General features: G+C 29.0%; 24 protein-coding genes and 1 other annotated feature. Of the genes, 20 read left to right on the forward strand and 4 right to left on the reverse strand.

Annotated features, from left to right (window positions below; genetic code table 11):
* Positions 1–19: 19 nt before the first annotated feature.
* Complete coding sequence (locus LW893_RS03865; RefSeq protein WP_233055911.1) at positions 20–892, forward strand: DUF6612 family protein; 873 nt, start codon at positions 20–22, stop codon at positions 890–892.
* 113 nt (positions 893–1,005) lie between these two features.
* Positions 1,006–1,866, forward strand: coding sequence for a DUF6612 family protein (locus tag LW893_RS03870; RefSeq protein WP_233055912.1), 861 nt, complete (start codon positions 1,006–1,008; stop codon positions 1,864–1,866).
* Between the two features lie 44 nt (positions 1,867–1,910).
* Here LW893_RS03870 and LW893_RS03875 read toward each other — a convergent pair whose 3' ends face one another.
* The 3 genes from LW893_RS03875 to brnQ all read right to left on the reverse strand — a co-directional run bounded on the left by LW893_RS03875 (position 1,911) and on the right by brnQ (position 4,958).
* On the reverse strand, positions 1,911–2,648 hold the full coding sequence (locus LW893_RS03875) for an ABC transporter permease (protein WP_233055913.1): 738 nt from the start codon (positions 2,646–2,648) through the stop codon (positions 1,911–1,913).
* On the reverse strand, positions 2,641–3,552 hold the full coding sequence (locus LW893_RS03880) for an ATP-binding cassette domain-containing protein (RefSeq protein ID WP_233055914.1): 912 nt from the start codon (positions 3,550–3,552) through the stop codon (positions 2,641–2,643). The genes LW893_RS03875 and LW893_RS03880 overlap by 8 nt, the downstream gene beginning before the upstream one ends.
* A gap of 62 nt (positions 3,553–3,614) precedes the next feature.
* Positions 3,615–4,958, reverse strand: a complete 1,344-nt coding sequence (gene brnQ / locus LW893_RS03885) for a branched-chain amino acid transport system II carrier protein (RefSeq protein ID WP_233055915.1) — start codon at positions 4,956–4,958, stop codon at positions 3,615–3,617.
* A 102-nt stretch (positions 4,959–5,060) separates the two neighbouring features.
* Positions 5,061–5,287 (reverse strand) — a binding site (T-box leader).
* A 189-nt stretch (positions 5,288–5,476) separates the two neighbouring features.
* Between brnQ and LW893_RS03890 the strand changes: the two genes are divergently transcribed.
* The 11 genes from LW893_RS03890 (at position 5,477) to LW893_RS03940 (ending at position 15,514) form a co-directional block, all read left to right on the forward strand.
* Positions 5,477–6,163, forward strand: coding sequence for a Crp/Fnr family transcriptional regulator (locus tag LW893_RS03890; protein WP_233055916.1), 687 nt, complete (start codon positions 5,477–5,479; stop codon positions 6,161–6,163).
* A gap of 494 nt (positions 6,164–6,657) precedes the next feature.
* Positions 6,658–7,485 carry a molybdate ABC transporter substrate-binding protein gene (modA, locus tag LW893_RS03895; protein ID WP_233055917.1) on the forward strand — a complete coding sequence of 276 codons (828 nt, stop codon included), beginning with the start codon at positions 6,658–6,660 and terminating at the stop codon, positions 7,483–7,485.
* Between the two features lie 33 nt (positions 7,486–7,518).
* Positions 7,519–8,181: a molybdate ABC transporter permease subunit gene (gene modB / locus LW893_RS03900; RefSeq protein ID WP_233055918.1), complete on the forward strand. Its 663-nt coding sequence runs from the start codon at positions 7,519–7,521 to the stop codon at positions 8,179–8,181.
* Between the two features lie 14 nt (positions 8,182–8,195).
* The gene (locus tag LW893_RS03905) at positions 8,196–9,236 is read left to right on the forward strand and encodes a sulfate/molybdate ABC transporter ATP-binding protein (RefSeq protein ID WP_233055919.1); all 1,041 of its coding nucleotides are present in this window, start codon (positions 8,196–8,198) and stop codon (positions 9,234–9,236) included.
* 27 nt (positions 9,237–9,263) lie between these two features.
* The gene (gene moaA / locus LW893_RS03910; RefSeq protein ID WP_233055920.1) at positions 9,264–10,205 is read left to right on the forward strand and encodes a GTP 3',8-cyclase MoaA; all 942 of its coding nucleotides are present in this window, start codon (positions 9,264–9,266) and stop codon (positions 10,203–10,205) included.
* Between the two features lies 1 nt (position 10,206).
* Positions 10,207–10,692: a cyclic pyranopterin monophosphate synthase MoaC gene (moaC, locus tag LW893_RS03915; protein WP_233055921.1), complete on the forward strand. Its 486-nt coding sequence runs from the start codon at positions 10,207–10,209 to the stop codon at positions 10,690–10,692.
* Positions 10,692–11,123: an MOSC domain-containing protein gene (locus tag LW893_RS03920; RefSeq protein WP_233055922.1), complete on the forward strand. Its 432-nt coding sequence runs from the start codon at positions 10,692–10,694 to the stop codon at positions 11,121–11,123. The genes moaC and LW893_RS03920 overlap by 1 nt, the downstream gene beginning before the upstream one ends.
* A 562-nt stretch (positions 11,124–11,685) precedes the next feature.
* Positions 11,686–12,690: an ABC transporter ATP-binding protein gene (locus tag LW893_RS03925; RefSeq protein WP_233055923.1), complete on the forward strand. Its 1,005-nt coding sequence runs from the start codon at positions 11,686–11,688 to the stop codon at positions 12,688–12,690.
* Positions 12,690–13,625: an ATP-binding cassette domain-containing protein gene (locus LW893_RS03930; protein WP_233055924.1), complete on the forward strand. Its 936-nt coding sequence runs from the start codon at positions 12,690–12,692 to the stop codon at positions 13,623–13,625. Before LW893_RS03925 ends, LW893_RS03930 begins: the two co-directional genes overlap by 1 nt.
* A gap of 1 nt (position 13,626) precedes the next feature.
* Entirely contained in the window at positions 13,627–14,583 is a 957-nt protein-coding gene (gene opp4B / locus LW893_RS03935) for an oligopeptide ABC transporter permease (RefSeq protein ID WP_233055925.1), read from the forward strand.
* A 16-nt stretch (positions 14,584–14,599) separates the two neighbouring features.
* Positions 14,600–15,514 (forward strand): ABC transporter permease, encoded by a 915-nt coding sequence (locus LW893_RS03940; RefSeq protein WP_233055926.1) that lies wholly within the window; start codon positions 14,600–14,602, stop codon positions 15,512–15,514.
* A gap of 697 nt (positions 15,515–16,211) precedes the next feature.
* Here LW893_RS03940 and LW893_RS03945 read toward each other — a convergent pair.
* Complete coding sequence (locus tag LW893_RS03945) at positions 16,212–16,631, reverse strand: hypothetical protein (protein WP_233055927.1); 420 nt, start codon at positions 16,629–16,631, stop codon at positions 16,212–16,214.
* A 249-nt stretch (positions 16,632–16,880) separates the two neighbouring features.
* Here LW893_RS03945 and greA point away from each other — a divergent pair, with 249 nt between their 5' ends.
* The 7 genes from greA (at position 16,881) to LW893_RS03980 (ending at position 23,609) form a co-directional block, all read left to right on the forward strand.
* Positions 16,881–17,363 carry a transcription elongation factor GreA gene (gene greA / locus LW893_RS03950; RefSeq protein ID WP_233055928.1) on the forward strand — a complete coding sequence of 161 codons (483 nt, stop codon included), beginning with the start codon at positions 16,881–16,883 and terminating at the stop codon, positions 17,361–17,363.
* 35 nt (positions 17,364–17,398) lie between these two features.
* On the forward strand, positions 17,399–18,856 hold the full coding sequence (gene lysS, locus LW893_RS03955) for a lysine--tRNA ligase (protein WP_233056247.1): 1,458 nt from the start codon (positions 17,399–17,401) through the stop codon (positions 18,854–18,856).
* Between the two features lie 9 nt (positions 18,857–18,865).
* A complete protein-coding gene (locus tag LW893_RS03960; protein ID WP_233055929.1) occupies positions 18,866–19,174 on the forward strand; it encodes a hypothetical protein in 309 nt (102 codons plus the stop codon).
* A 12-nt stretch (positions 19,175–19,186) separates the two neighbouring features.
* Positions 19,187–20,377 carry a DegT/DnrJ/EryC1/StrS family aminotransferase gene (locus LW893_RS03965; protein ID WP_233055930.1) on the forward strand — a complete coding sequence of 397 codons (1,191 nt, stop codon included), beginning with the start codon at positions 19,187–19,189 and terminating at the stop codon, positions 20,375–20,377.
* A gap of 2 nt (positions 20,378–20,379) precedes the next feature.
* Positions 20,380–21,264, forward strand: coding sequence for a UTP--glucose-1-phosphate uridylyltransferase (locus LW893_RS03970; protein WP_233055931.1), 885 nt, complete (start codon positions 20,380–20,382; stop codon positions 21,262–21,264).
* A 2-nt stretch (positions 21,265–21,266) separates the two neighbouring features.
* Positions 21,267–23,093 (forward strand): polysaccharide biosynthesis protein, encoded by a 1,827-nt coding sequence (locus LW893_RS03975; RefSeq protein ID WP_233055932.1) that lies wholly within the window; start codon positions 21,267–21,269, stop codon positions 23,091–23,093.
* Between the two features lie 327 nt (positions 23,094–23,420).
* Complete coding sequence (locus tag LW893_RS03980) at positions 23,421–23,609, forward strand: hypothetical protein (RefSeq protein ID WP_233055933.1); 189 nt, start codon at positions 23,421–23,423, stop codon at positions 23,607–23,609.
* Positions 23,610–23,613 lie beyond the last annotated feature (4 nt).

Raw genomic sequence — 23,613 nt, forward strand, 5'->3', positions numbered from 1 at the left:
ACAAATCAGGAGGTAATTTATGAAAAAAGCACAGAAAATATCATTAGCATTAGCTTTGTGTTCACTTTCAATCTTTGCAGTAGGATGCCAAGAAAAGAAAGGAAATACAGAAAAAAAAGAAGCTAATACTACAACAAATAATGCTAATACTAGCGAAAAGAAGGAAACTAAAGTTGCTCTTTCTAATGAACTTTTACAAAAAGTTACAGATGCATCAAAAGCTGTAAAAAGTGCGAATGCAAATACTAAATTTTCTTATAAATTCAAAACTTCAGCTAAAGAAGTAAACAACTCTTTTGATTCTAATTATTCTATGGTAAAAGAACCAGCTTTTACTGTAAAAATTACTAATCAAGCTAACATTGATGGAAAGAAAATAGAAGATATGCAATATCTTACTGATAATACAACATATGCTCAAAAGGCTAGTACAAAAGCTTGGTATAAAGCAACTCATAAAGAAGTTAGAGATGTTTATGATAGAAAAAGAAAAATTGTAAATTTTGACTCTATTTTAGAATTTATGAGCGAAAATCAAGCTAATTTAAAAGTTGAAGAAAAAGGCGATGTTATAGAAGTTACTTTCCAAGGAAATGACAATCATTCTTCAGACTCTTTCTTAAAAATTGCAAAGCTAGTAACACCAGTTGTAGAAGATAAAATAATGAAGGCAATGACTTTACAACAAATGAATGCAAAAATTACAATAGATTCTAAGACATTTATACCAAAAGGATTTGATATAATAGCTAATTATGCAGCGATTAAAGATGGACAAGCTTTTATAAATTGGGACTTTGTTTATAAAGCAACTTACTCTGATATAAATGGAGTTAATGAAATTGTGCTACCTGACGAACTAAAAAATGCAGAAAGTATAGATCCAAAATAGATTTTTAATACAGGCAAATGCAATTTGTCTGTATTTTTATTGTAAAAACGACAAAAGTATTTACTTTTTGTTAAAAATATATTACAATTGAGATACAAATTAGGAGGTAAAACATGAAAAAAGTAAATAAATTATTAATGGCATTAGCTTTATGCTCAATTTCACTTGTAGCAGTTGGTTGCTCATCAAAAGGTGATAACAATAACAACAACAATAATAATACTGAAAAGAAAGAAGATACTATAAAAAAAGCTGATATTTCATTAGAAGAGCTAAGAGATAAATTTATTGAGGCATCAAAAACAATTAAAAACCTTAAATTAAAACTTAATAACAAATCAACTAGCGATATTTTCGGCAAAGGTATAACTATTAACATAGAAACTGAAATAACATCAAGTTCTAATCCACTTCTAATTAAATTAGAAGGTAAAACTATAATGGGGGAAAATTCATCTGACTATAAAATGTATTTTTCAGAGAATGAAATGTACTTTTACTCATCTATGACTAAAGAATGGGCAAAAGTTCCTAATGGTAAATTCAAAGAAGTTTTTGAAAAACAAAAAGATATTGGAAATTTAGAAGTTATACCAGAATTATTTAAAATAATAGAAAAGGATTCGGTAATAACTGAAGAGGGTTCAAATTATATAATAAGCTATAAAGGAAATGATGAAACAGCTAAACAAGCTCTTCTTAAACTTTCACTTTCGTCACAACCAACTTTAGAAAGTACATTTAAAAATATGGATATTGAAAAATATGAGATAAAATATGTAATAGATAAAAATACTTTTTATCCAGTGGAATTTCAAACAAATATTAAAGGTATTATAAAACATGATAAACAAGGTAATATTTCATTTGATGCAGAATCAAAAACAACTTTCTCTGATATAAATCAAGTTAAAGAATTTTCAATACCTGAAGAAGCAAAAAATGCAAAAGAAATGAACCTAAATGGAAAATAAAAATAAAAAGCAGACAATTAAGTCTGCTTTTTATTTTTGTTATATTATTTAATTTCTTGTTTTTTGAAAATTAAAACAGTTAGTCCAGAACAAACTACAGTCCAAACAATCATTGAAATAATAAAAGTTGTTACTGTTTTGGATGAAGCTCCGCTTACTGTGATTGTTGATATAAAATTAGGGAAATATATTTTGATATTTTTAATTTTTAACAATACTTCAAGTAAGTTAATCACAATTTCACTTAGCATTATAAAGATAATTGAAATAGCCATAGAAATACCAGAACTTTTAAATGTAAAACTAATTAAGTTAAATAGTGATGAGAAAGCACATACCGCAACAAAACTAATTGCTGTAAGTTTTATAAGCTCTGCGAATTCTTTACCTTTTATTGAAGTATTAGTTAGTAATATAATAGATACAATACCTGCAAGTACACTTAAAGTAATAAAAATAAAAGATAAAATATAGCTCCAAATTAATTTTGAAAGAACTATCTCATGTCTATGAATCCCTTTAGATGCAATGTTTTTAATAGTGCCTGTTTTAAAGTCAGTTCCTACAAATAAACATATAATTATAGCCAATAGAAAAGTTACTGGAGAAGTAATGCTTCTGTATGCATCAAAAGGTAAACTTTTTGAGCCACCCAAATATTTCATACCGTTTTTTAATACAATTATGCCGATTGTATTCATAGCTATTGCTATTAAAGTACAAATCCACCAATATTTTGATTTTTGTAATTTAAATTTATCATAACTTAAAACTCTATTCATGTTTACCTCCTATCAATTCCAAGAAATAATCTTCTAAATCTACATTTTTTGAACCATAAGAAGTTGGAATAACTCCTTTTGCAGTAAGTTGTTTTAGAATTTCATTGGAATTTTCTTCGCTGGAGATTGTAAATACATATTTTTCATTATTTAATGTAAATTTTATATTAGCTTCTGTGAAAAATTCATTTGCAGCTAATACATCTTCTTCTCTAACTTTGATTTCAAAACCATCTTCAGTTTTTTCGTCAAGTTCTTTAGCAGTAAATTCTTTTATTAATCTACCTTTATCAATAACTCCATATCTAGTAGCTAATTTATGTAGCTCTCCTAAGATATGACTTGAAACTAAAACTGTAATATTCTTTTCTTTATTTAATTTTAAAATTAGATTTCTAACATCTCTAATACCTTCTGGATCTAAACCATTTGTTGGTTCGTCAAGAACTAAAAATTCTGGATTTCCAACAAGTGCAAGAGCAATTGAAAGTCTTTGTTTCATACCAAGTGAAAAATCTTTTGCTTTTTTTCTACCAGTTGATTCAAGACCAACAGTTCTAAGTAAATCTTCAATTTCTTCATTACTTAGTTTAACCCCAATAACTTTTGACTGTGCTATTATATTATCTTTTGCAGACATTTTTGGGAAAAATGCAGGATTTTCTATAATACAACCAGTTTTATCTCTTCCTTCAAATATATTTGATGAACCAAAAAGTTCTATTTCACCAGAATTTTGTTCACAAAGACCTAATAAAATTCTAATAAGAGTTGTTTTACCAGCACCATTTCTTCCGATAAAACCATAGATATCACCAAGTTCGATATTCATATCAACCCTATCTACAGCATTTGTTTGACCAAAAGTTTTGGTAAGGCCTCTTATTTTTAAAACATTATCCATTAAAAAACCTCCTTATTTAAAGCTAGTCTTAATTGTAGCATAAGGAGGTTTAAAAATCAATATTATTCGTCGAAAGCAGCACTTCCTGCTGAAACTTTTCCTTCAACTAATTTAGAAGCCATTCCTACTAACCAAGTTAATACCATTGGTAATACCCAACCAAGACTTAAGCTAAAGAAAGGAAGACTTGAAACTAATTCTGTTACAAAAGGAATATTTAGTTTTACAGATAGTAATGCTTCAACAACTGATATGAAAGTTACTGTGTAACATACTAATCTATAAGTAAATTTGTTGTATCCAAAATATTTTTCTGTAAGTCCAAGTAATATTAAAACTATTGAAACTGGATATATAGCTACTAAAACTGGAACTGAAACTTTTAATATTGTGTTTAGTCCAAAGTTTGCAACTAAGAATGAAAGGAAAGTCCAAAATACTATCCATTTATGGTATGAAACTTTTTCTTTAGTCATAGTTTCAAAGAATTTACTTATACTAGTTATAAGACCTATACAAGTTGTTAAACAAGCAAGAGTGAATATACTAGCAAGTAAAACTATACCAAATTTTCCAAATACATATTGTGAAACAGTTGTTAATATTTCAGCACCGTTTTTAACATCTCCAGTTAATCCTGAAGTAGTCATTCCTATATATGCAAGCATTGCATATATAACAAATAAGAAAGATCCAGCAACTAAACCAACTCTTACTGTATATCCTATAACTTTTTCTTCATCTTCAACTTTGAAAGATTTAACAGCAAGTGATATTACAAGACCAAAGTTTAAAGCTGCTATTGTATCCATTGTGTTATAACCTTCTAAGAAACCTTTAACAGTTGAAGAAGTTGCATAATCGCCAACAGGGCTTGTTACAGCATTTGGATTTTTAAATAGAACACCTACAAACATTACAGTTATTAAAACTAAAAGAGCAGGAGTTAAAAATTTACCCATTCTTGTAACTAATTTATTTGGTTTTAAACAAACTAAATAAGCAACTAAGAAAAATACAAAAGTGTAAACAAGTCTTGAAAGACTTAATGATACATTTTCTGGTAAAAATGGAGCAACTGCCATTTCAAAAGGAAGACTTCCAGCTCTTGGTATTCCAAGTCCAGGTCCTATTGCCATATATATCATTGTTGTAAAAACTATTGCAAAATATTTATCTACTTTACTAGCTAAGTTAGAAAGACCTTTTGTCTTTGCTACAGCTACTACACCTAAGATTGGGAAAACTACTGCAGTTATACCAAATGCAAGTAAACTTTGGAAAGTTGCTCCACCAGCTTGTTTTCCTAATAGTGGAGGGAATATTAAGTTTCCAGCTCCGAAAAATAAACCAAATAGCATTATTGCTACGCTAAAAAATTGTTCTTTTGTTAAATTGTTTTTCATACAAACCTCCTAAAATTTTTCTTTGACTTTTTGTTTAAATATTCCCATTATGTAAATGATGGTTAGCTATTTTTTAAAATAAAAAAGTCCTTTGTCAAATAGACAAAGGACGAAATAACTTCCGCGGTACCACCTTAATTTTTCAAAAAATGAAACACTCAAACATCTAACAATGTAGGGTTTTGTTAACGCAAACCACTGCGGGATTCCTTACTTTGTTCACGAATCCTTTAAAAAAGATGATTTTCAAAAATTTTCCGTATTAGTTCTCACCAAACACTAACTCTCTGAAACTTTCAATTTTCTACTCGTTCTTTCAAATTTATTATTCATAGGTGATATTTTATCACTAAAAAAAATAATTGTCAATACTTTTTTTAAATTTTTTATAAAAAATTTTAAAATAATGAACTACAAAAATATTTGTTTCAATTTTAAGTTAAAAATATGTATTTTTATTGCTTTTATTCATAATAAGTGATAGAATTAAATTTACAAAATAGCATTCGGAGGTTTAAATGAAAACAAAAGATATTAGTTTAGAAACTTTGAAAATTTTTTCTGATTTATCCATTGAAGACATTGATGAATTCAGAAATGAATTGAAAATTATGAAGTACAAAAAGAATACATTTTTATTTAAACCCGGAGATAAAGCTGATGTTATGTATATAATCGCAACAGGTAAAATAAAAGTTTTTACAATTAGTAGTTCTGGAATTGAACAAATGCTTTATATATATCAAAAGGATGATTTCATTGGAGGACTTAATCTGATAAAGAGAACAGGTTATATCTACTATGGACAAGCTATTGAAGATACTATGGTAATATCTCTTTCAAGAGAATGTTTTGATAAAATGATTAACAAATACCCTAAAGTTACAATAAAAATATTAGAAGAATCATTTTTAAGAATTCGTCATGCAGAAGACTTAGTAACAAGATTAATAGAAAATAGTGCAGATGTAAAAGTTGCATCACTTCTTTTAAGTTTAGCTAGAAATTTTGGAGTTAAAAAAATAAACGGAATTTTATTAGAATTAAATATAAGCCGTGAAAATATGGGCTCATTTGCAGGACTTACAAGAGAAACTGTAACTCGTAAACTTGCAGAACTAAATGCAAAAGGGGTTATAGAGTTAATAGAAACGAAAAAGATATTAATAAAAGACGTTGATTATTTAAAGAATATTATAGGATAGAGATAATGAAAATTATCTCTTTTTTTGTGGCAAACTTAAAATAAATTATTTCATAAAACAAAATAATTCACGTCATAGCACTTTGCAAAGAAAATCCCCCAACACGTCATCTCGACCGTAGTGAAACGGAGTGGAGAGATCTCAACTATTGCTTGCTAGCAAGCAATAGTATTTCTGAAAGAAATAAAAATTTCCATGTTTTACGATACATTTACTTACCCTTGAGAACAAGCAAAGTTAGGGATAGATTAACTATTTTCTAAATGACGTATAATGGAATAATCGTTGTTTAATAGCTAGACGTTAAAAGTAAATATAAATCAAACTATATAAATTTATTCTAATAATATTTTAAATTAATCATAAATGGTTATTTTTACAAATATCGTTCGACTATTTTAGAAATAACTTAACTATAGTTATTGACTTATTCTCGCTTCAATGGTAAAATTTATTTGACTTACATATGTCAAATATATTTTAAGGAGTATGTTATGAAAAAATTTTTAAGAGTTTTTTTAGTTTTAACTATGATTCTTGGTTTTACTGCATGTTCTTCTAAACAAGCAGAAAATAAAGAAAACAAAGAAACAAAAGTTGAAAAGACAGAAAAGAAGAAGTTAAATGTTTATTGTGCAGCTTCAATGACTGAAACTATGCAAGAAATCAAAAAAGTTTATGAAGAAAAACATAAGGATATTGAATTAGTTTATACTTTTGATTCTTCAGGAACTTTAAAAAAACAAATTGAACAAGGTTCAGATGTAGATATTTTTATCTCTGCAGCTTCTAAACAAATGAATGCTTTGGATAAGTCAAAGACTCCAGATGCAAAAGTTGTTATTGACGAATCAAGTAGATTTAACCTTTTAGAAAATAAGGTCGTTCTTGCTGTTATTAAGGGAAATTCTTCAGGACTTAAAGATTTCACAGATTTAACTAAAGCTGAAATTTCAAAAATAGCTCTTGGTAATTCTGATGTTCCTGTTGGTCAATATTCAGAAGAGCTTTTGAAAAACTTAAAAATTTGGGATGAAATTCAAAGTAAAGTTACTTTTGGAAGTAATGTTAAGGAAGTTACAACTTGGATTAAGGAAGGAGTTGCAAATTGTGGTATAATATATGCAACTGACGCTTATTCAGCTGGTCTTGAAGTTGTTGCTACTGCAAAAGAAGGAATGATTAAGACTCCTGTTTTATATCCGGCAGCAGTTTTGAAAAATTCTAAAAATCCAAATGAAGCTAAAGAATTTTTAGAATTCTTAAAAGGTGATGAATGTAAAGCAATTTTTGAAAAAGTTGGCTTTACAAGAGCAAAATAATTAACTAAAATGTAGTATGAAAGGGAAGTGTTTATGGAGCTTTTTCCTCTTTTAAATTCGCTAAGAATTGCATTGATTTCATCAATTATAACTTTTTTTGTAGGGATATTCTTAGCATATTATATTTCAAAACTTAATAGATTTATAAGGGGAATTTTGGATGTTATTTTAACACTTCCTTTAGTATTACCACCAACAGTTATCGGTTTTTTCATTTTAAGATTATTATCTCCTAGAAGTGCAATAGGAGGTTTTTTCTTTGAAAAGTTTTCAATTAGACTTGTTATGACTTGGTATTCTGCAATTTTTGCAACTGTTATTGTAACTTTTCCTCTTATGTATAGAATTGCTAGAAGTTCATTTCAAAATTTTGATATGAATTTAAAATATGTTGCTCAAACTCTTGGAAAAAGTAATACTTGGATTTTCTGGAGAATTATTTTACCTAATTGTAAACAGGGTATTTTAGCAGGACTTGTTTTAAGTTTTGCTAGAGCGCTTGGTGAGTATGGTGCAACAAGTATGGTTTCTGGATACACTCCAAATGATACTGCTACAATTTCAACAACAGTTTATCAGCTTTGGAGAACGGGAAATGATGCTCTAGCATATAAATGGGTGCTTGTAAATATTGTGATTTCATTTACAGTCCTTATCATTATAAATATGTTAGAAAATAAAGCAGTTAAGGAATAATATTGGAGCAATTTATGATTTATGTAGATATTGAAAAGAAATTTGGGAAATTTACTTTAAAGACAAAATTTCAATTTGATAATGAGATTATGGGACTTTTAGGAGCTTCTGGAAGCGGGAAAAGTCTTACTTTAAAATGTATTGCAGGAATTGAAAAACCCGATAAAGGAAGAATTGTATTAAATGATAGAGTTCTATTTGACTCTGAAAAAAAGATAAATATTTCTCCTAAGGATAGAAAGATAGGCTATCTATTTCAGGACTATGCTCTCTTTCCTAATATGAATGTATACGAAAATATCAAAGTGGGTATAAGGGAAGGAGAAAATTTTGATAAATTAATTATGGAAAAGCTTGAAGAAATGAGGATTTCTCATTTAAAAGATAAGAAGATTAACGAAATTTCCGGTGGAGAAAAACAAAGAGTAGCACTTGCTAGATTGCTTATAAATAAGCCAGAAATTATACTTTTAGATGAACCATTTTCTGCTTTGGATGACTATTTGAAATCCAAGATTGAATTAGAGGTTTCAGAAGTTTTGAGAAATTACAAAATACCTACTATTCTAGTATCACATAGTAGAGCAGAAGTGTATAGACTTTGCAATGAAATTTGCGTTATGTCTAATGGTAAAAGTGAAGATCTTATGAATAAAAAAGAGCTTTTTAAAAATCCAAAAACTTTTTCGTCCTGTCTTATTTCAGGTTGTAAAAACTTCTCAAAAATCGAAAAGATTTCAGAGAATAGACTTAGGGCATTGGATTGGAATATTGAGCTTGAAACTTCAGATACTATTTTAGAAGAACATAAGATACTTGGAATTCGTGCGCATCTAATTGAATTAGAAAAATCAGATGAAAATTCTTTTGCGGTTGAAGTTGAAAGAGTTGTAGAAGATGTTTTTACTTACATAATACTAGTTAGAAAAAAAGATGCAAAAAATTCGATTAGAATTGAAGTTGATAAGCATATTTTGAAAAAAGTAGAGAATAGAGAAAATCTTTTTATCACAATGAGAAAAGAGGATTTAATTTTAATGGTAGAAAATAATTAATTACATTAAAAATCGATAGGAGATTATATGAAAGATAGATTTGGTAGAGATATAACCTACTTAAGAATTTCAGTTACCGATTTATGTAATCTAAGATGCAAATACTGTATGCCAGAAAGTGGTGTAGAAAGTCTTTGTCATAGCGATATTCTATCTTTGGAGGAAATTGTTGAGATAGTAAATGTTGCTGCTAAAAACGGAATAACAAAAATTAGATTAACTGGCGGAGAGCCTTTGGTTCGCCGTGGTTTTATTCATTTATGTAAAGAGATTTCAAAAATTGAACAGATTGAAGATATTGCTATAACAACAAATGGTGTTCATTTAAAAAATATGGCAGATGATCTTTTTGAAAATAAAGTTAAAAGAATAAATTTTAGTCTTGACACATTGGTAAAAGAAAAGTACAATGATATAACCCGAAGAAATGATTTTGACAAAACTATGGAAAGTCTATTTTATGCTATTGAAAAGGGCTTTAAAGTTAAGTTAAATGTTGTTTTAATCGGTGGATTTAATGATGATGAAATAGAAAATTTCGTAAAATTAGCTAATGACTATGATTTAGAAGTACGTTTTATAGAGCTTATGCAAATTGGAGAAACTGCAAATTGGTCTAAGGATAAATTTGTTTCAAACAAAATTGTTTTAGAAAAAGTTCCGAAATTAGAGTTTGACGGTGTTTCTGGTGTTGCAAAAATCTATAAAATAAAAGGACAAAAGGGAAAAATTGGACTTATAAGTCCGATAAGCTGTTCATTCTGTTCAGATTGTAATCGTATTAGATTAACAAGTGACGGGAAACTTAAACCTTGCTTGCATTCAAAAGATGAAATTAATCTTAAAGGATTAAGCGGAGAAGAACTTGAAGAAGTTTTTAAAAGAGGGATTTTTGATAAACCTGAAAAACATCATCTTGAAGAAGGTAAAAGTGAAAGTGCAAGAGATATGAATAAAATTGGAGGTTAAAATGGAAGAAAAAGTTTTAACTCATATTAATGAACAAGGCCGTGCAAAAATGGTTGATGTCGGAGAAAAAGAAAAGACAAAAAGAATTGCTAAGGCTTTTGCAAAAGTAAAACTAAATGAAGAAACTTTTAATATCATTGTAAATGGAAAAGCTAAAAAAGGTGATGTGTTAGCTGTTTCTCAAGTTGCAGGAATTATGGGAGCAAAAAAGACTTCAGAAATAATTCCAATGTGTCATCCTATAAATTTAGTAGGCGTTGATATTGAGTTTAATATGAATCATGAAGACTTTGAAATAGAGATAATCGGAACAACTAAATGTGTTGGAGAAACAGGTGTTGAAATGGAAGCACTATCTGCCGTTTCAATCGCTGCTCTAACTATTTACGATATGTGTAAAGCTGTTCAAAGAGATATTGAAATTACAGAAATTAAATTATTAGAAAAATCTGGTGGTAAAAGCGGAGATTTTGTGAGGGAAAAATAATGAGAGTTTTATCAGTTAGTATTAGTGAGAAAAAAGGCGTTAAGAAGCATCCAGTAGAGTACATAAATTTAATAGAAGATTACGGAATAGAAGGAGATGCTCATGCCGGAAAATGGCACAGACAAGTAAGTTTACTTGGAGTTGAAAGTATGGAAGCTATGAAAGAAAAATTACCAACACTTTCAGCTGGAGATTTTGCAGAAAATATCTTAACAGAAGGCATTGTTCTATACGAATTACCAATAGGAACAATTTTAAAGGTTGGAGAATGCACACTTGAAGTTACACAAATTGGAAAAGAATGTCATCATGGTTGTGAAATAAGGCATATAGTTGGAGATTGTGTAATGCCAAGAGAAGGGATTTTCACAAAAGTTTTAAAAGGTGGAAAGATAAAAGCAGAAGATAAAATTGAAATCGTAGAAAAATAAAAAAGACATCTAAAAGATGTCTTTTTTGTTTATAATTTACAAAAATCAGAAAGGAATTTCATAAAAAATTCTTATGGATTAAAAAATTTTTTTATTTAACTTTGATTATTTTTTTACAATCTGAAAAATTATTCAAGTTTATTTTTCATAAGTTAGAATAGATTGATATTAATTGAATTATACTTAACATAGAATATTACAAAGGTGCAATGAGGTAAAGCTGATAGTTATATTATATAAAAATGTATTAATTTCGAAAAAAATTACAAAAAATGAATAATTATACATTATCAAAAAAGCCTAACAATAGGAACATTAAACTTTAAAAATGTTTTCAATATACTTGATTATTCCTTCTAGATATTGTATAATTATAATTGAATTTATAACATAGGTACATTTATTAATGAAAATTGGTTGATTATTATATTGATTTTTATTACTAGTAAGGAATTGTTTTTCAATGTTTTTATTCCTTTTATTTTAGTTTTTAAACTTAAGCAAGTGTATTTATGATTTTATAGAGAATAAGACCAAAACAGAGAGTTAGGGGGAGAAATCAATGGATCAAAAGGAATTACTTTTGGAAATTAAAGATTTACACACAAGTTTTAGAATCCGTGATGATTATTTTGACGCAGTTGATGGCGTTAATATGAAATTATTCTCTGATGAAATACTAGCTATAGTAGGTGAGAGTGGATGTGGTAAATCGACTTTAGCTACTACAATTATGGGTTTACATAATCCAAACTACACTCGTTCAACAGGTGAAATTCTGTTTGAAGGAAAGAATTTAGTAGGTTTGTCAGAAAAAGAATTTAATGAAATCAGAGGAGAAGGTATTGGAATGATTTTCCAAGATCCACTTTCATCTTTGAATCCTTTACAAAGAATAGGAAAACAAATCGAGGAAGGTTTGATTTATCATACAAAAATGAATGCTGAAGAAAGAAAAGCTAGAGTTTTAGAATTAATCGAACAAGTAGGTATTCCTAATCCTCCTCGTGTTGCTAGACAATATCCACATGAATTATCAGGTGGTATGAGACAAAGAGTTATAATAGCTATCGCTCTTGCTTGTAAACCTAAGATTATCATAGCAGATGAACCAACAACTGCTCTTGACGTAACAATTCAAGCACAAATCTTAGACCTTTTAGTTCAAATTCAAAAAGAAATTAATGCTGGAATTATTCTAATCACTCACGATTTAGGAGTTGTTGCTCAACTTGCTGATAGAGTTTGTGTAATGTATGCTGGACAAATAGTAGAAGAAGCACCTGTTTTAGAACTATTTACAAATGCAAAACACCCATACACTAGAAGTTTATTGAACAGTATTCCTCAAATGGATGCAGATGATGAAGATTTATATGTAATTCAAGGTATGGTTCCTTCATTAAAGAACTTACCAAGACAAGGATGTAGATTTAAAGCTAGAATTCCTTGGGTTAAAGATGAAGAACATGAAGAAGAACCTACAATGCATGAAGTTGGACCTGGACATTTCGTAAGATGTACTTGTTATAAGAACTTCCAATTCGAAGCAAAGGGGGATAATTAATGAGCTTTTTAGAAATTAAAGACCTTAAGGTTCACTATCCAATAAGAGGTGGCTTTTTCAATAAAATAGTTGACCATGTTTTAGCTGTTGACGGTGTTGATATGGAAATCGAAAAAGGAAAAACTTACGGACTTATCGGAGAAAGTGGTAGTGGTAAGAGTACTATCGGTAAATCTATAATCGGTCTAGAAAAAATTACAAGTGGACAAATTATTTTCGATGGAAAACCTCTTACTAAAAGAATGGTTAGAAAAGATAAAGCTTTTACTAGAGATGTTCAAATGATATTCCAAGATAATATGGCAAGTTTGGACCCTAAGAAAAGAGTTATTGATATTATATCTGAACCTCTTAGAAACTTCGGAAAAATGACTGTTAAAGAAGAAAGAAAGAAAGTTTTAGAACTTTTAGATATAGTTGGTATGCCAGAAGATGCGCTATATAAATATTCATTCGAATTTTCTGGTGGTCAAAGACAAAGAATCGGTGTTGCTAGAGCAATAAGTTTAAATCCTAGACTTATCATTGCTGACGAACCAGTTTCAGCTCTTGACCTTTCAGTTCAAGCGCAAGTATTGAACTTCATGAAAAAAATTCAAAAAGATATGGGATTATCATACCTTTTCATTTCTCACGACCTTGGTGTTGTAAAACACATGTGTGACTACATTAACATCATGTACAGAGGAAGACTTGTTGAAAAAGGAACAAAGGAAGATATCTATAAAAATCCACAACATATCTACACTAAGAGATTAATTGCTGCGATTCCAGAAACAGATCCAAGATTAAAAGAACAATTAATCGCAAATAGAATTAAAGTAGAAAAAGAATATAAAGAATTAGAAAAAGAATATTACAATGAAAAAGGTAGAGTATATGATTTAGTTAAACTTACAGATACTCACTATGTAGCAAAAAAGGAGGTAAAATAATATGTGGAAAACCGTATTAAGAAGATTTCTTCTAATGATACCTCAATTAATAATATTAAGTATTTTAGTATTTATTTTGGCTAAATTAATGCCAGGGGATCCATTTACAGGACAAATCAATCCTAACACAGACCCTAAACAAATAGAAGCTTTAAGAATTAAATATGGATTTTATGATCCATGGTACAAACAATATGCTAGATGGGTAACTAACATGCTTAAAGGTGATTTTGGTATTAGTTATGGATTTAAAGTACCAGTATCTGACCTTTTAGGACAAAGAGTTGGAAACACATTCTGGTTATCATTACTTTGTGTAACTTTCCTTTATATAATAGCATTACCACTTGGTGTGTTATCAGGTAGATACAGCGGAAGTAAGTTTGATAAAGCAGTTACATTATATAACTTTGTAACTTATGCGATACCAGGCTTTATCTTCTACTTATTGATGATACTATTATTCTCATACACATTACACATATTCCCATCATCAGGCTCTGTTGATGCAGGTGTAAAAGGCTTCGCTTATGTAATTAGTAGATTAAGACATATGCTTTTACCAGCAATATGTTATGCTTTAATAGCTACAACAGGAACTGTTCAATACTTAAGAAACGAAGTTATTGATGCTAAAGGTTCAGACTATGTAAGAACTGCAAGAAGTAAGGGAGTACCTATTGATAAAGTTTATTCACATCATATCTTTAGAAACTCAATTTTACCAATTGCTGCATTCTTTGGTTTTACATTAACAGGACTTATCTCAGGTTCAGTATTTATGGAAACAATCTTTGGATATCCAGGAATGGGTAAGTTATTCATGGAAGCTATTCAATCAAGAGATTATTCAGTATTAACAGTTTTAATTATGATTTTTGGATTCTTAACTCTATTAGGAAGTTTATTATCAGACATCATTATGAGTATAGTTGATCCAAGAATCAGAATAGAGTAATAGGGGGAGTGATAAAATGAGTAGAAAAAAAGAAATGCAAAAAGATGCTTCCCAACATAATGAACATATAACTCCAAGTGCTTTTAAAGTAATTGTTAGAGAATTTAAAAAAGATAAATTAGCAACATTTTCACTTGTAGTTTTAACATTAATAATTTTAACAGTATTTATAGGAAGTATGTTCTTCGATGTAAAAGAAGTAATGAAAGTTAACCTAATGGATTCATTCCTAAGACCTGGCGAAGGCGGATATGTTTTAGGAACTGACCAAGGTGGTAGATCACTTCTAGGACAACTTTTCATCGGAACTAGAAACTCAATCATAATTGGGGCTTCTGTAACAGTATTAACTAATGTAATAGGTATTATTGTTGGTTTAATCATCGGATTCTACGGTGGTATCGTAGATAATATCATCATGAGAATTATCGACTTTATCCAAGTATTACCAACACTTATGCTTATCATTGTATTCGTAACATTAGTTCCAAAATATGATATGGTTACATTCGTATTTATCATGAGTGTATTCTATTGGACAGGTATTGCAAGACTTGTAAGATCAAAAGCTCTTTCTGAAGGAAGACGTGATTATATAAGCGCATCTAAGACAATGGGAACACCATCATGGAAGATAATGTTTGGAGGAATTTTACCAAATATTAGTTCAATTCTTATCATCAGTGCTATCTTAGACTTAGCTGGTAATATGGGTATTGAAATCGGACTTACATTCCTTGGATTCGGTTTACCACCAGGAGTACCATCACTTGGAACTCTTATCAATCAGGCGTTAGACCCAACAATCTTAAGAGATAGAATGTATATTTGGTTCCCTGCATCAATGTTAGTACTTGTGCTAATGCTTGCAATCAACTATGCTGGACAAGCATTAAGAAGAGCTTCAGATGCAAAACAAAGATTAGGTTAGAATTAAACATAAAAAATAAGCGTAGAAATATCTACGCTTTTTTATTGTAATAAATTCAAAAAATAAAAAAGATGGTTGCAATAGCATCCATCTTTTTAATTTACATTTTAATATGACAGCAGAGAAATTTGCATTTATCTATAATGGGAGGATTATAAAGAACAAAAGCTTTGCTGGCATATGTACGTGTGGCAGTAAAGAAAAGGAAAACTTATGGGAGGAGTTTATTATCTTGAAAACTACCACACAGTATATATATACCTTTAATTTGTATTTTTAAACATAAAAATTACAATTTCTAAAATAATTTTCCAATAAAATCACATATTACTTTAATTAATATGATATAAGGTGTTATTTAGTCAACAATAAAATGAATTAAAGCATAGGGATGTTTTAAGTCTTTTTTTCATGTACTAAATCAACTTTATAAACGTAGTAGAAAAAAAGTAGAAAATTTTAATACCCATTGTATTTTAATATATCATATAAAGCAAAATAATTGACGTCATAGCATTTTGAAAAGAAAATCCCATAACAACATTTCAACTGAAATGAGTGAAACAAAAGTAGGTCTGACGGGATAATTGTATCGTTAGATACAATTAATCTGGAGATCTCAACTATTGCCTGTTTACAAGCAATAGTATTTCTGAAAGAAATAAAAAACTCCACGAAAGTGGAGTTTAGTCAATTCTTATTTTTTATTATCAACTTTGTATAAATCTGCAAGGCATCTGTAATTCATATTGTCTTCTTCATCAAGAATAGTATTGTCATCTACAATTACTAATTTGTATTTAAAATCTTTTGCAACAATATACTTTTTGCCATCTTTTTCTTCGATTTTTACATCAGTATATTCTTTTGGAATACTTTTTTCGTATTTATCTCTATCTTTTTCAATTTGTTCAGGTGTTGAATTCGGATTTATCGGACTTGGTCCTTGAAACATCAGTCTAGGAGCTTTTGATTCCTCCTTGATGATTACTATCTGGCCTCCTTTTTCACCATCAAAAACTTTGTTTTCCAGTTTTTTTAGTGCAGCAGAAGAACCACATGAACACAACATAAAAGAAACTAACAATAAACATATAAATTTTTTTAGCTTAGTCATAACACTCCTCCTAGCAAATAAATATTTATGAAATTATAATAAAGTATAATATTTATTATAGTAACACTCTACTATAATTTCAACTATATCATAGCATTTTATTTTGCTTTAGTCAAGTATTTTTCTAAATAATTATAAATAATATTTATTGTGCTTGTTTATATGCAAATACCATTGTTACATTGACTTTTTTATCTGTATTTAGTATAATTATACGAATAGTAATGTAAATTTTTAAGGAGAGATACTATGGACGAAAAAGAAATATTTTTAACAGCCGAAGGCTTAAAAAAATTAGAATTAGAATTAGAAGAATTAAAAACTGTTAAGAGAAAAGAAATAGCAGAGAAAATAAAGATTGCAAGAGATTTTGGAGACCTTTCTGAAAACTCTGAATATGATGAAGCTAAGAATGAACAAGCTCAAATAGAAGAAAAAATCATTAAACTTGATAATATGATTGCTAATGCAAAGATTATTGATGAAGTTGAACTTGATACTAAAACTGTTAATGTAGGAGCTACTGTTACTCTAGTTCAAGTTGCAACTAAGAAAAAAATAGAATATACAATTGTTGGTTCTGCTGAAAGTAATCCTCTTGAAGGAAAGATTTCAAATGAATCTCCTGTTGGTAGAGCTATTTTAGGTAAGAAAAAAGGCACTAAAGTTCAAGTACAATTACCAAATGGCAATGTTGTTGAATACAAAATAGACAGTATTAAGAGAAATTAAGGAGTGATATTGTGGAAGAACAAAATTTAAATGAAATGCTCTTAGTTAGAAGACAAAAGTTACAAGACTTGGTAGATGCTGGTAAAGATCCGCATGAAATTGAAAAATTTGAAGGTGCAATTTACTCAAAAGAAATTAAAGATAATTATGATAATTACGAAGGAAAAGTTGTAAGACTTGCTGGTCGTATTATGACTAAGAGAGGACATGGAAAAGTTTGTTTCATGGACTTACAAGACTTTTCTGGAAGAATTCAACTTTTTAATAAGCTTGATGTTTTAGGTGAAAGTTATGAAGAAGTTAAAACTTTGGATTTAGGAGATATTGTTGGTGTTGAAGGTGAAGTTTTCACAACTCATGCTGGAGAAATCTCAATTAGAAGTTCAAAGGTTGTTTTACTTACAAAATCTTTACAACTTTTACCAGAAAAATTCCATGGTTTAAAAGATGTTGATTTAAGATATAGACAAAGATATGTTGACTTAATTGTAAATCCAGAAATTAAAGATGTTTTTGTAATGAGAAGTAAAATTATTTCTGCTATTAGAAAATATCTTGATAGTAGAGGATTTTTAGAAGTTGAAACTCCAATTTTAAATACAATTGCTGGTGGAGCTAATGCTAGACCTTTTATCACTCATCATAATACTTTAGATATTGATATGTATTTAAGAATTGCTAATGAATTATATTTAAAGAGATTAATCGTTGGTGGTTTTGATAAAGTTTATGAAATGGGAAGAATGTTCAGAAATGAAGGTATGGATAAACTTCATAACCCTGAATATACTGCAATTGAATTATATCAAGCTTATGTTGATTATGAAGAAATGATGACTCTTTGTGAAGAAATGGTTTATACTGTTTGCATGGAAGTTATTGGAAAAGCAGAAATAGAATTACAAGGTAAAGTTATAGACTTTAAACCACCTTGGAGAAGAATTTCAATGGTTGATGCTGTTAAGGAATATGCAGGAGTTGACTTTGAAACTATTTTAACTGATGAAGAAGCAAGAAAGATTGCTATTGAAAAGAAAATTGAAGTTAAAGAAAATACTACAAGAGGAGAAATTATTTCTCTATTCTTTGAAGAGTTCTGTGAAGAATATATGGTTCAACCTACTTTTGTTACTAAGCATCCTGTTGAAATCAGTCCACTTGCTAAGAGAGATCCTAAGGACAAGAGATATACTCAAAGATTTGAAGCTTTTGTTAATTGTGGAGAAATCGCAAATGCGTTTAGTGAATTAAATGATGCTATTGATCAAAAACAAAGATTTTTAAAACAAGTTGAAGCTAGAGAAAATGGAGATGAAGAAGCTCAAATGATGGATTATGATTTCATCAATGCGCTTGAAATTGGTCTTCCTCCAACTGGTGGTATGGGAATTGGTGTTGATAGACTTATTATGTACTTAACTAATCAAGATACAATAAGAGATGTTTTACTTTTCCCAACTATGAAACCTGTTGTTGAAAAGGATAGCGAATAGGAGTTCATTATGAAAAAGAAAAATTTATTACCAATTTGTTTAGTTTGCCTTTCTTTTGTTGGTTGTCAAAGTTTCCATACTGGAAAAGTAGTTATTGACAATAATAAGAACCAAGAAAAAGTTGAAAGTGTTGAGTATATTATTGTTGATGAAGCAGATAAGGAATCTTTAATTAATAATATTAAATCAGGAAAAGGCGCTGTTATTGATAAAAGAAAGAATGCAGATTTAGAAAAAACTGATGAAAGCGCTGATGTAACAACTGATGCAGATAAGAAAAACGAAAATAATAGTAACAACAATAATAATAATAGATAGGATAGTGATTATATGAGAATAGAATTTTCTCCGCCAGATATTACTCAATTAGAGATTGATGAAGTGGTTGATACTTTAAAATCAGGTTGGATAACAACTGGCCCAAAGACAAAAAGATTAGAACAAGAGCTTTCTGTTTTTACAAATACAGATAAGACTGTTTGTTTAAATTCTGCAACTGCAGCTATGGAGCTTACTTTGAGAGTGCTTGGAGTTGGAGCTGGAGATGAAGTTATTACTTGTGCATATACTTATTCTGCATCTGCGAGTGTTATTGACCATGTTGGTGCAAAAATTATCTTAGTTGATACTAATAAAGAAGATAAGTTTATGGACTTAGAAGCTTTAGAAAATGCCATCACAGAAAAGACAAAGGTAATTATTCCTGTTGATTTAGCAGGAAAGCCTTGCAAATATGATGAAATTTTTGAAATTGTAGAAAGAAAAAAATCATTATTTAAACCAAATAATAAATTACAAGAAAAAATAGGTAGAGTTGTAGTTATGGCTGATGCTGCTCATTCACTTGGAGCTGAATATAAGGGTAAACCAAGTGGAAGCGTTGCAGACTTTACTTGTTTCTCTTTCCATGCAGTTAAAAACTTTACTGTAGCTGAGGGAGGCTCAGTTACTTGGAATAGAGCTTTAGGTTTAGATGATGATGAAATTTACAAAGAATTTCAACTTTTATCTTTACACGGACAATCAAAGGATGCTCTTTCAAAAACGCAACTTGGTTCTTGGGAATATGATATTGTTGCTCCAAATTTCAAATGCAATTTAACTGATATTGCTTCTGGAATCGGTCTAGCTCAATTAAAGAGATATCCTGATCTTTTGAAAAGACGTTTTGAAATTGTAGAAAGATATAATAAGGGATTTGAAGGAACAAGAGTAAAGCCTTTTGTTCATTTTGAAGAGGATAAAAAATCTTGCTGTCATCTTTATATTGTAAATATTGAAGGTGCAAGTGAAGAAGAAAGAAATGAAATCATTGTAAAAATGGCTGAAAAAGGAATTGCGACAAATGTTCACTATAAGCCATTACCAATGCATACAGCTTATAAAAATTTAGGTTTTGATATTAAAGATTATCCAAATGCTTATAATAATTATAAGTCACAAATCACTTTGCCACTTCATACTTTATTAACAGATGAACAAGTTGATTATATAATTGAAAATTTAAAGGCATTGGTGTAATTATGAAGATAAAAAAAGTCGTTATTCCAACTGCTGGACTTGCAACAAGAATGTTTCCTGCAACTAAGGGTGTTCCAAAGGCAATGTTGCCGATTTTTGATAAACCTACTTTACAATATGTAATTGAAGAAGTTGTGGAAGCTGGGATTGATGAAGTAATTCTTATTGTAAATGAAGATTATTTTACAATTGACAAGCATTTTAATTCTGAAATTGATTCAAGAGTTAAAAATTCAGGTAATGTTTTGGAAAAAGATATTAAAGCTTTGGAAAAAATATTAAAATGTAAGATTAGTTTTATAATTCAAAAAGAACAAAAAGGATTAGGTCATGCTATTCTTTGTGCAAAGGAAGCTGTAAATGGAGAAGACTTCTGTGTTGTTTTAGGCGATGTGATTATTGATTGCAAAGATAGTTCTTGTTCAAAAGAACTTGTAGATATCTATAATAAATACGAAAAGACAGTTGTAGGAGTTGAATATGTACCTGATGAAAAAAGACGAAATTATGGAATTTTAGAAGGTAAAGAGATAGAAAAAAATGTTTTTGACTCTACAAGACTTATTGAAAAACCTAATATTGATGAAACAAATTCAAATTTAGCAATGGTTGGGAGATACATTGTGAAAAATGAAATATTTGATATTCTTGAAAATCAAAAAGCGGGTAAAAATGGAGAAATACAATTTACAGACTCATTAAATGAATTGACTTTAAAGGGAGATTTATTAGGCTATAAATTTGACGGAAAAACTTATGACGTTGGAAATAAAGTTGGAGTTCTGATTGCAAGTATTGAATATGGCTTGAAAGATGAAGCAAATAGAGATTCTATAAAAGAGTACTTGAAAGATTTAGTTTCTTCAGATTTTAAAATGGGAGAATAATAATGACCAGAAAAATATTTTTAGTAATATTAGATATTATTGTTATAAATCTTTGTTACTATTTGGGATTTTTATTAAAATTTGATTGGCAAATTCCTACACGTTACTGGGAAATGTATATGAAATGGATAATTCCTATAGTTTTAACTAAAATTGTAGTATTTGCTCTGTTTGGTCTATATAGAATAATGTGGAGATATGCTGATTTTAAAGAGTTGTTTAGAATATTTATGGCAATAGTTGTTGCAAATGTTCTAACAGCTGGATTTTTAATCTCAATGAGCGTAGGATTTCCTAGAAGTGTTATGGCACTTGTATTTGTAATAGATGTATTTTTTGTTACAGGCACAAGATATCTTTCAAAAGCTAGAAAAAATTTAGTTTTTTCAATTCCTGTGGATAGACTTAAAAGAGTTTTAATCATAGGAGCTGGAGATGCTGGAGTTTTAGTTCTTAATGAACTTAAAAAACATAAGGAATTAGGATATAAAGTTGTAGCCTTTATTGACGATGATAAAAACAAAATGGGAACTGAAATACTTGGTATTCCTGTAGTTGGTGGAAAAGAAAAGATAATTTCTGCCATAAGTAATTACAGAATAGATGAAGTTATTTTAGCAATGCCATCAGCAAATAGAGAAATTCAAAAAGACATTTCAGATATATGCTCAAAACTTTCTATGAAGATAAAAATTATACCTGGAATGTATGAATTAATAGATGATCAAAAATTAAATATTAGAGATTTAAGAGATGTTGAAATTGGAGATTTACTTGGACGTGATGAAGTTAAGTTAGACCAAGAAGTGCTAAATGGTTTCTTAAAAGATAAAACTGTATTAGTAACAGGTGGAGGAGGTTCAATCGGCTCCGAGCTTTGTAGACAAATAGCGAAATTTAATCCAAAGAAATTGATAATTTTAGACATCTATGAAAATAATGCTTATGAAATTCAAATGGAGCTTGTAAGACATTACAAGGACTTAGACCTAGTTGTAGAAATAGAATCAATTAGAGATGCTGAAAGAATGGATATTATATTTGGAAAATATAAACCAGATGTAGTTTTCCACGCAGCTGCTCACAAACATGTTCCACTTATGGAAAATAGCTCAACTTCTGCAATTAAAAACAATGTTTTTGGAACATTAAATGTTATAAGAGCTTGTGATAAAAATAATGTTTCAAGATTCGTTTTAATTTCAACAGATAAGGCTGTAAATCCGACATCTGTAATGGGAACTACAAAGAGAATTTGCGAAATGTTAGTTCAAACATATAATGAAAAATCTAAAACAGAATTTGTTGCAGTTAGATTTGGAAATGTTTTGGGCTCAAATGGCTCTGTAATTCCACTTTTCATAAATCAAATTAAAGAAGGTGGACCTGTTACAGTTACTCACGAAGACATAATAAGATACTTTATGACTATTCCTGAAGCTTGCCAACTTGTATTACAAGCAGGAGCAATAGCTAAAGGGGGAGAAATCTTTATACTTGATATGGGTGAGCCAGTTAAAATTCTTGACTTGGCAAAGAACCTTATCAGACTTTCAGGTTATGAACCTTATAAAGATATTGACATAAAGATTACAGGACTTAGACCTGGCGAAAAACTTTATGAAGAATTACTATTAAATATGGAAAATTCAGTTGCAACTGACTACGAAAAAATATTTATAGAAAAACCGATAGTTCATAATGTAGAAGCCCTAAAAGATGGACTTGAAAGACTTGAAAAAGTTAAAAACACTCTAGATAAAAAAGAGATTACAGACATCTTAAAAGATATGGTTCCGACATTTAAACCGGACTTGTTGAATAAATAGACACAAAAAAACTCCACCAAAATGGTGGAGTTTTTTTGTTAACTAATTTTATGTTTTTAATTACAAGAATAGATTTTTTAATTAGTAATTTATATGAAATTTACATATAATTTAAAATTGACAAAAATATTAGTGAGACTTTATAGGATTTGTTGAATATATCGCTATAAAATGATAAAATATATCCAATGTGATGGATTTATTAAACTGATATATGATACTGTAATTGACAAAACTTAATTACCAAAATTGATATAAACAATTACAAATATTTTAAATATTAAGAGAAAAAATACTAATATAAATTAATGACTTGGAGGAGTAGTTATGAATTTTGAAAATATGTCTAAAAAAGAACTTATTGAATATATAAATAATTTAAATGAAGAACATAGTGGTAAGTATGGATTAGTATGGGATGCTGAAAAAGTGCCTGAACAAGTGATTGTTGATTGTAATAAACTAATACCAGTTTTAAAAGAAGAAGAAAGCAAAAAAATTGATAATGGTGGGTAAGATA

Source organism: Parvimonas micra (assembly GCF_021300775.1).
GTDB lineage: Bacteria > Bacillota > Clostridia > Tissierellales > Peptoniphilaceae > Parvimonas.